The organism is Streptomyces sp. CBMA156, assembly GCF_014596515.1.
In the GTDB taxonomy this organism is placed as follows: domain Bacteria; phylum Actinomycetota; class Actinomycetes; order Streptomycetales; family Streptomycetaceae; genus Kitasatospora.
The window spans coordinates 1-8328 of the sequence record NZ_MSJQ01000110.1 but is presented as its reverse complement, the minus strand read 5'-3'; the positions used below and the strand labels follow the sequence as shown (position 1 = coordinate 8328).

3 protein-coding genes are annotated in these 8328 nt (G+C 74.1%); all 3 read right to left on the bottom strand.

Annotated elements, in window-relative coordinates; translation table 11 throughout:
* A partial coding sequence (locus tag BU198_RS09290) for a DUF4135 domain-containing protein (protein WP_188296368.1) occupies nucleotides 1-3602 on the bottom strand: 3602 nt, incomplete at its 3' end.
* A 288-nt stretch (nucleotides 3603-3890) separates the two neighbouring features.
* Nucleotides 3891-6770 (bottom strand): helix-turn-helix transcriptional regulator, encoded by a 2880-nt coding sequence (locus tag BU198_RS09285; protein ID WP_188296367.1) that lies wholly within the window; start codon nucleotides 6768-6770, stop codon nucleotides 3891-3893.
* Nucleotides 6771-6879: 109 nt separating this feature from the next.
* Nucleotides 6880-7626, bottom strand: coding sequence for a thioesterase II family protein (locus BU198_RS09280; RefSeq protein ID WP_188296366.1), 747 nt, complete (start codon nucleotides 7624-7626; stop codon nucleotides 6880-6882).
* Nucleotides 7627-8328: the final 702 nt, after the last annotated feature.

The window sequence follows — 8328 nt, the reverse complement described above, 5'->3', positions numbered from 1 at the left end:
CAGCAGGTGCCACAGGGTCTGCTCACGCAGTGGTGCGCGCAGGGCGAACAGGGCGTGTAGCCGGTCCTCGGCCAATGGGGCGGCGGCCTCGGCCGGTTCGGGCCGAGCACCTCGACCTGGCGCAGCCCGGTGCCCGGGTACCAGCTCTGGCCGAGCCAGCCGGTGCCGCGCCGCTCGGCGAGGACGGCGTCGCCGATCCGCACCGCGTGGTCGAGCAGTTCGCCGTTGGAGGGCACCGAGGCGCGCACCGCCCTGGACGGCTCCCGCTCGCGGTCGGTGCCGGTGCGGGCCGCGTCCAGGCAGCCGGTGAGCACCGCGACCTGGCCTTCCAGGTCGAAGCCGGCCAGTTCGGCGACCCGGTCGCCGAGCCGCTGCCACCCGGTGCCGAGGAAGTGTCCGGGGATCTCCCGGCCGTCCGCGGTGAAGACCGAGGAGGAGGTGGTCAGCGAGCGGAAGAACGGGATGTCGAGCTCGCGGAAGGCCTCGATCTCGGCGAGCACCACCTCGGCCAGGTCGGTGCGCCCCGGCACCTCGGCGAGCACCGGGGTGGTGCCGTGCAGGGCGCCGGCGAGCACGGTCTCCCTGGTGGCGCCGGAGTCGAGGGCGAGCGGGCTGGTGGAGGCCCTGAGGATCTTGTAGCCGTCCCAGGTGTGCCGCCAGATGTAGCGCACCCAGATGCCCCTGAACCCGGCCAACGGGCCCTCGGGGTGGGCGAGTTCCTCGCGGATCCGGCACAAGGCGGCGTGCATCTCGCGGTAGCCGGCGACCACCTCGTCGGTGTACTGCCAGGGGTCGGCGGTCTCGGTGCCGCCGTCGTCCGTCGCCAGCACCGGCCGGTACGGCGGCAGCGGCAGCGCGGGCACGCCGGGGGCGACCTCCAGGCTGCCGAGCCGGGACAGGCAGCCGATGTCGAGGGTGGTGCGGCCGCGCGCCGGGGTCCAGGACTGGAAGGCCATCGCGGTGCGCACCACGGTGGACTCCAGGTCGTCCAGCAGTCCGTGCTGCTCGGGCCGGACGGCCGGCGGCGGCTGGACCCGCGGGTAGAGCAGGCACTCCAGGTCGATCAGCGCGGGGTGCTCACCGTCCGCGAGCAGGTTGTCCGCCCACAGGTCGCGGCCCTCCAGCAGCTGGACCAGCCGGACGGTCATGCCCAGGCGCCGGTAGAAACGGGCGAAGCCGGAGCGGTCGGCGCAGGGCCGGTGCGGGACGAGCTCCTCCCAGCCGTAGTCCTCCTCGGCGGCGCCGGTCAGCGAGGCGGCGTGGCCGTCGTCGCCGCGGTCGCTGCGCAGCAGGACGGTGCGCAGCGGCAGGTCCAGCGACAGCTCCCGGTTGAGCCGCTCGACCAGGCCGAGGTAGGCGGTGGCGTGCCGCATGTCCTTGGGCTTGTAGACCACCGAGCGGCCGCCCGCGAAGTGCAGCAGGGCGACGGAACGGCCGCCGGCGTGCCGGTCGCCGGCCTCGCCGCGCAGCGAGTCGAGCGCGCCCGGGTCCTCGCCCTGCCACATCCGCTCGACCAGCAGCGCGCGGTCCGCGGCGAGCCGGGCGAACAGTTCGGTGTGGGTGTGCTGCCACTGCCGGCAGGCCGTCCCGACCAGGTGGGCCAGGCCGGGCAGCCGCTCCAGCCGGGCCAGCCAGCCCTCCCTGGAGGCGTCCAGGCCGCCGGCGGCGTCCCAGTCGGTGGCGCGCGGGCGGCCGGTGACGGACTGGAGCTCGTGGCAGAGCGCGAGGTTGGCGGCCTCGGTGAGCCGGCCGCGGCGCAGCGAGATCAGCCCGCGCATCGCGGTCAGCACCGCGAGCGTGGTCGGGGCGTGCTCGCCGGAGACCTGGCCGAGCAGCCGGTCGCAGGCGCGGGCGGCGGCGTCGAGCCGGTCGTGCAGGACCAGGGTGAGCAGGGCGGCCCTGAGCGGCTCCAGGCTGTGGTCGGTGAGCCGGGTGGACTGGAGCACCTGTTCGGCGTCGGAGACGGAGCCGGGGCCGGGGCCGCAGGTCGGCACCAGCACGCTGGTCAGCTCGCGGAACGCGGTGAGCCCGGAGGTGTCCGGGGCCCGGTCGGGAACCCGGCCGGTGACCGGATCGGTGACCGGATCGGGGTCCTGGCAGGCGGACGGCGGCTGCCCGGCGCCGTCCAGTGCGCCGGGGTAGGTGGCGGCCATCAGCAGCCGGGTGGCCTGGAGTTCGGCGTCCAGGCGCGGGGCGCCGTCGTCCTCGTCCAGGCAGGAGCTGATGCCCCGGAAGACGGCGGCGGCGTCGTCCAGGTGCCCGTACCACATCAGCTGGGTGACCAGGCGCAGGGTGTAGTCCGGCGGGAGCAGGCCGTCGCAGGCCGGCTCGGTGAGGGAGCGGAGCTGCTGGGGCGCGGCGGCGGGCCGCATGCTCCAGGTGAGGTGGGCCAGCACGGACTTGACGGCGAGCCGGGCGGCCTCGTTCGGGCAGTGCCGCTCGGCGAGTTGCAGGCAGCGCATGGCGTAGGGGATGTCGTCGCGCACCAGCGCCCGGTGCGCCGCCTCCTGGAGCACCCGGTAGACCCAGTCCTGGTCGGCGGGCCGTTCGGTGTGGTCGAGGCCGAGCAGCTGGTCGGCGACGCGCATCGGGTCGGCGCCGCCGTGGTGCAGCAGTTCGGCGGCCCGGCGGCGCAGCCGGGTGCCCTCCTCGGCGGGCAGGTCGTCCAGGACGGCGGAGAGGACGGCCTCGTGCCGGAAGCGCGAGCCCTTGAGGATGCCGGCGACGCGCAGCGCGGCCACCGCGTCCCGGGCCCGCGGGTCGTCGAGGCCGACCAGCGCGCCCAGGTGCGGGGTGCCGTCGGCGCCGCCGAGCAGGGCCAGGCCGCGGGCGGTGGCCAGGGCCTCGTCGCCGCTGCGGTGGATGCAGCGCAGCGCGGCCTGCCGGAACGTCTCGCCCGGCGCCTGGTGGGTGAGGTGGTCGGCCAGCAGGGCCTTGACCAGCAGCGGATTGCCGCCGCCGGCCTCGTGGAGGACGGGTGCCAGGCGCCTCGCCTCGGCGACGGGCAGCTGCTCGGTGAGCACCCCGGCGACCTCCTCGACGGTCAGCGGGTCGAGCCGGACCGTCAGGACGTCCTCGTCGGCGAGCAGTTCGTCCAGCGGCGATTCGGGGCCGCCGGCCCGGTCGCCCCGGGTGAGGATGACGGCCAGTGCGCCGGCGGGGGAGTGCCGCACCAGGTGCAGCAGACACCGCAGGGAGTGCCGGTCGGCGAACTGGGCGTCGTCCACGGTGATCAGCACCCGACGCCCGGCGGCCGGCCCGGTGAACTCCCGGCGGACCTCCTCCAGTACCTGCGGCGGGACGGGCCCGTCGGAATCCGGCCACCGGGGCCGTGGTCCGCCGTCGCCCGGCAGGCCCTGCCGGAGCTGTTCGAGCACCTCGTACGGCAGGCTCTGCTCGGCCGGCGAGGCCACCGCGCCGACGACGGTGCTCCCGCGTTCGGCGGCGTGCTCCGTGAGCTCGCAGAGCAGTGTGGTCTTGCCGGTGCCGGCCGCGCCGTCGATGCTCGCGATCCTCGGCCAGGGGTCGTCGCCGGCCCCCAGGAGACCCCCTTCCAGAAATGCGTGGAGCCCAGTCGAGCGGCTGCTTCTGTTCCTCACCATCGCCCGTACCCTTTTCGTCCGCTGCTCACAGCGAGGACGGACGGGTGGGGCGGACCGTCGTCCGCGTCCCTGCCCGTCCGCTGCTCCGCTGTGGTGCGCCGTCCCAGCCCGAAGACCGCCCACTGCGGGGCCTGGCCCCGAGTGCGGCTGTGGCCGCGCGCCCCGTGAAGTTCCCGCCGAGTGGTGTGACGTCCGGGAGGCGGTTCCCCGGAACGCCGTGTCCTGCGATCGGACCGGCACCTCCGCCGAGTGCGGTCCGTGTGACGCGTGATGCTGATGTGACAGGAGCTAATTGTATAGACCGGCACCGACGGGATGGGAGGCCAGCACCGCCACCGGCCCACCCACCGACGGCCCCGGGATCACCTCCGGCTGGAGGTCGCTCGCGGACAGCTTGGTGGGCAGGTCACGGCGCCGCTTCACGTTCAACTTCCGGTAGATGCGGGTGAGGTGCTGCTCGACCGTGCTCACCGTGACGTACAGCTTGGCGGCGATCTCCCGGTTGGTGTGGCCGTGCGCGGCGAGCATCGCCACCCGGCTCTCCGCCTCGGTCAGCGAGGCGGTGTCCTGCTGCGGCACGGGCTCGTGGACCGGCACGTCGAACTCGCCGTCCCCGTCCGCGTAGCCCGGGATCAGCTGGCGGTACAGCGGCTCCGCGCCGGAGGCCTTGGCCACGTGCCAGGCCTTGCGCACCAGCATCCGGGCCCGGTTGACGTTGTCGAGCGAGCGGTACGCCCGGCCCAGCTCCGCCAGCGTGAGCGCCAGCTGCACCCGGTCGCCGCCGTTCTCCAGCAGCTCCGCCGCGTCGTGCAGGTGCTGGAGTCCGTGCCGCCCGCCGGTCGCCGAGCCGAGCACCCGCAGGGTGACCCCGCGCAGCTGCTCGGGGCTGCGGGCGAGCTGCTCCTCGGCCAGTTCGCGGGCCTTGTCGGCCCGGCCGAGCGCCAGCCAGGTCTCCGCCGCGTCCAGCCGCCACGGCACCAGCTCGGGGACGTCGCAGCCCCACTCCTCCATCAGCTGCCCGCAGCCGAGGAAGTCCTCCAGCGCCACGTGGTAGCGGCCCATCGCGAGGTTCCAGCGGCCCCGGGCGCGGCGGTAGTGCAGGCCGGGCAGCGTCCGGTCGAAGGACTTGGGCATGGCCCAGCCGAGCAGGGTGCGCGCCTCCTCGTACCCGCCCATGCCGGTGTGCGCCTGGACCAGGGTGGCCAGCGGCAGGCAGGAGCCGAGGCCCCAGCTCTTCGGGCTCATCCGGGACAGCGCCCACTCGGCGTGCCGCCGTGCCGCGGGCAGGTCGCCCTGGCGCAGCGCGATCTCGGCCCGTACCGACATCAGCAGGGCCTGCCAGACCGGTGCGTGACGGTCCGCCGACTCGGTCAGCAGCCGCTCGCACCAGGGCTGGGCGAGGTCGAGGCGGTCCGTGTAGACCAGCGCCCACAGCGCGAAGACCAGCGGCTGGATGAAGCCGTCGTTGAGCTGGTAGCGCTGCAGCACCCGGGTCGCCTCGGACACCGCGTCGGCGCGCCGGCCCTGCGCCGACAGCGCCGCGGTGACCGCCCAGGCGGTGTGCCGGTGCGCGGTGTCCGCGGCGCCGGCGATGGCGTCGCCGGCGCCCGCGGGGGTCCGCAGGCCGTCCGGCATGCGCAGCGACGGGCTGAGCATGGCCAGCCAGTGCCGGGCGGTGGTGAGCGCGGTGCGCTCCTCGTCGCCGGACCAGTCGGGGTGCTGCTCCAGGGTGTCCAGCAGCCCGGCCGCCTTGCCCAGCCGGCCGGACCAGGCCAGGTAGGCGACGGTGACGACGAGGTCGCTGGTGGACAGCTGCCCGGCCGTCGCGTCCGCCTCCGCGGCCGTGCCCGGCAGGAGCTGCGCGACCTGCACGTCGACGTCCGCCGGATTGGCCCGCCAGGTCACCCCGGCCAGCTTCACCTTGAGCGAGGCACGCAGCTGGTCGTCCTGCGAGGACTCCTGGGCCAGGGCCAGGGCGTGCCGGGCGAACTCCGTGTCGCCGTCGGCGAGCGCGTACTCGGCCGCCTCCTGGAGCACCGGCACCGTCCACGCCGCGCCGGGCCCGCCCGCCGCCACCAGGTGGCGGGCCACCTCGGGCGCCGCGAAGCCGTACGCGTAGAACATCTCGGCGGCCCGGGTGCGCAGCCGGGTCACGGCGGCGGCGGGCATGGCGTCCAGGACCAGGGCGCCGGCCCGCGGGTCGCGGAAGGCGCCCTGGTGCAGCAGACCGCTCCTGGAGAGGTCCGCCGCCGCCTTCTCGACGGTCTTGCCGGGGATGTCGAGCAGCTGCGCCACGAACTTCGGGGTACCGGCCTCGCCGAGCACCGCCATGCCCCGGGCGACGGCCGGAGCCTCGGGCCCGAGCCGGCGCAGGCAGTCGATCACGGCCTGGGCGTAGTGCTCGCCGCGCACGACGGACGGCGTGGACTCGCCGGCCTCGACCGCCGTCAGGTGGTCCTCGATCAGCCCCCGCAGCAGCAGCGGGCTGCCGCCGGTGAGGTCGTGGAACCCGGCCGCGTGTGCGGCCGCGGCCGCCGGCGGGAGGAACTCCTCCAGCAGTTCGGCGGTGCCGGCCGGCGACAGCAGCCTGATCCGCAGCCGGGTGCAGTGCGGCAGGTGCGCGAGCTCGGCGTGCAGGTTGCGCTGCTCGGGCCCGGGCCGGGCCGGCTCGCTGAGCACGACCAGGACGCGGGCGTGCCTGATCCGCCGGATCAGGTAGAGCAGGAAGCGCAGTGACGCCGGATCACTGGCGTGGACGTCGTCGACGGAGATGACGAGCGGCTGCTCCTTCGCCGTGTCGAGCAGCAGCGTGACCAGCTTCGGCATCGCCAGCATCTGCTCGTGGGCCTCGGGTTCGGCCCCGGCCTCGTCCAGCAGCCGGGTCGCCTCCGCCCGTGCGGAGGAGGTCAGCGGCGCGCTCTCGAAGATCCGCCGCGCCAGGGCGAACGGCAGGGCGCTCTCGGCCGGGTCTCCCGTGCAGTCCAGCAGGACCGCCCCACCCGCCGGCGCCATGTCGCCGAAGTCCGTCAGCAGCGCGGTCTTCCCGCTCGCCACCGGGCCGCTGAGCAGGGCCACGCGTCCCCGGCCCTGCCGCGCGCCGGCCAGGAGCTTCCCCAACAGCGCGAGTTGTTCTGTACGTTCCGATATTTGAGTGGCCAAATGTCTCACTCTCCCCCGAGAGTCCGGCCTCCGCCCGCCTGGCAGACCGTCCGGAATGCATTGTGGAACACCGCGCGAAGGCGGTCGTCGAGCTATGGATTCGGTGCAGCGCCGGTGGTCAGCCGAGACAGCCGGCCACGATCCGCACCACGTCGTCGGCGTGGTCGCCGAGGAAGAAGTGGCCGCCCGGAAAGGTGTGCAGGGCGAAGCCTCCGCTGGTGTGGTCCTGCCACGCCGCCGCCTCCGTCGCGGAGGTGCGCGGGTCGGTGTCGCCGGTGAGCACGGTGATCGGTGCGCGGGTGCTCGCGCCCGGCTCCGCCCGGTAGGTCTCCACCGCCGTGTAGTCGCCGCGGATCGCCGGCAGGGCCATCCGCATCAGTTCCTCGTCCGCCAGCAGGCGGGCGTCGGTGCCGCTCAGCAGCCGCATCTCCGCGATGACCCCGTCGTCGTCGCGGGTGTGCACGGACTCCTCGCGGTGCGTGGACGGCGCCCGTCGGCCGGAGGCTATGACGTGCAGCGGGCCGGTGTGGCCGTCCTGCTCCAGCCGCCTGGCCACCTCGAAGGCGAGCATCGCGCCGAAGCTGTGGCCGAACAGCACCAGCGGAAGGTCCAGGTGGCCCTTCAGCTCGGCCGCGATCGCGTCCGCCAGCTCACCGACGTCGGTGATGCAGGGTTCGGCCCGGCGGTCCTGCCGGCCCGGGTACTGGACGGCGATCACATCGGCACGCGGGGTTAGTGCCCGTGACATCGGGAAGTAGTACGAAGCGGATCCACCCGCGTGCGGGAGGCACACCAACCGTGCCTCGGCGCCCTGAGTGGAGTGGAATCGGATCAGCCACGGGCTATTTGTTGTCTGTTCAATCATGCTTACAAGCCGCCTTCAAGTCGTGCACGGTTCATGCATGGCCATCCGCCTGATTCGTGGAGATCCCCCGGTCATGGGGCTCGACAGTAGTCGAGACGCTACTAGGGGTCTCTGCTGTGGCATGTTAGACAGCGGGGGGAAAGTAGGGGGTACCCCTTACTTTTGTGCTGTGCGTGACACGCGCCGATCTCGCTCCGTGTCGGAACTGCCCGGTCTGCACCGGTTCAATCGGTGCCGAACGACCCTGATGAGCCCCTGTCCCGACAGGCTCCGTCCAGCCGCTTTTTGTTGCAGGTTTAACGGAAAGTTTCATTCCGCTTGGTGTCCGCACCACGGCACCCGACCCCTTCCCGCCCTCGTTGCCTGAGGTCCCCGCCCGATGGCGGTCCCGATCATGCCAATCGGGGCGGGTCGCGGGTGACGGTGGTGCGGGAGGGACTCCGGTGGTCCCGTGAGGTGGATGGGCCGGATGGGGTCGGTGGGGCCCGGTGGTGACCGCGGGTGACCGGCATCGGCGTCCGGCTGTGGGGAAAGTCACCTCCCCCTGTGCGCGGCTCCCGGCGCGTCCCGGTGGCCGCCCGCACCCGGCCGGACCGGCGGCGTTCCCCTCCGCCGGCCGTTGCGGCCCCGGTCGTCCGCACGAGGTGCCGGGTGCCGGGTGCCGCCGATGTCGGTGCCGTCGTTCATGATCGGCGCATCGGT

Bases quoted from the DNA above. Each gene is read 5' to 3' on its own strand.
- BU198_RS09280 (WP_188296366.1), bottom strand. From the start codon at position 7,626: ATGATTGAACAGACAACAAATAGCCCGTGGCTGATCCGATTCCACTCC.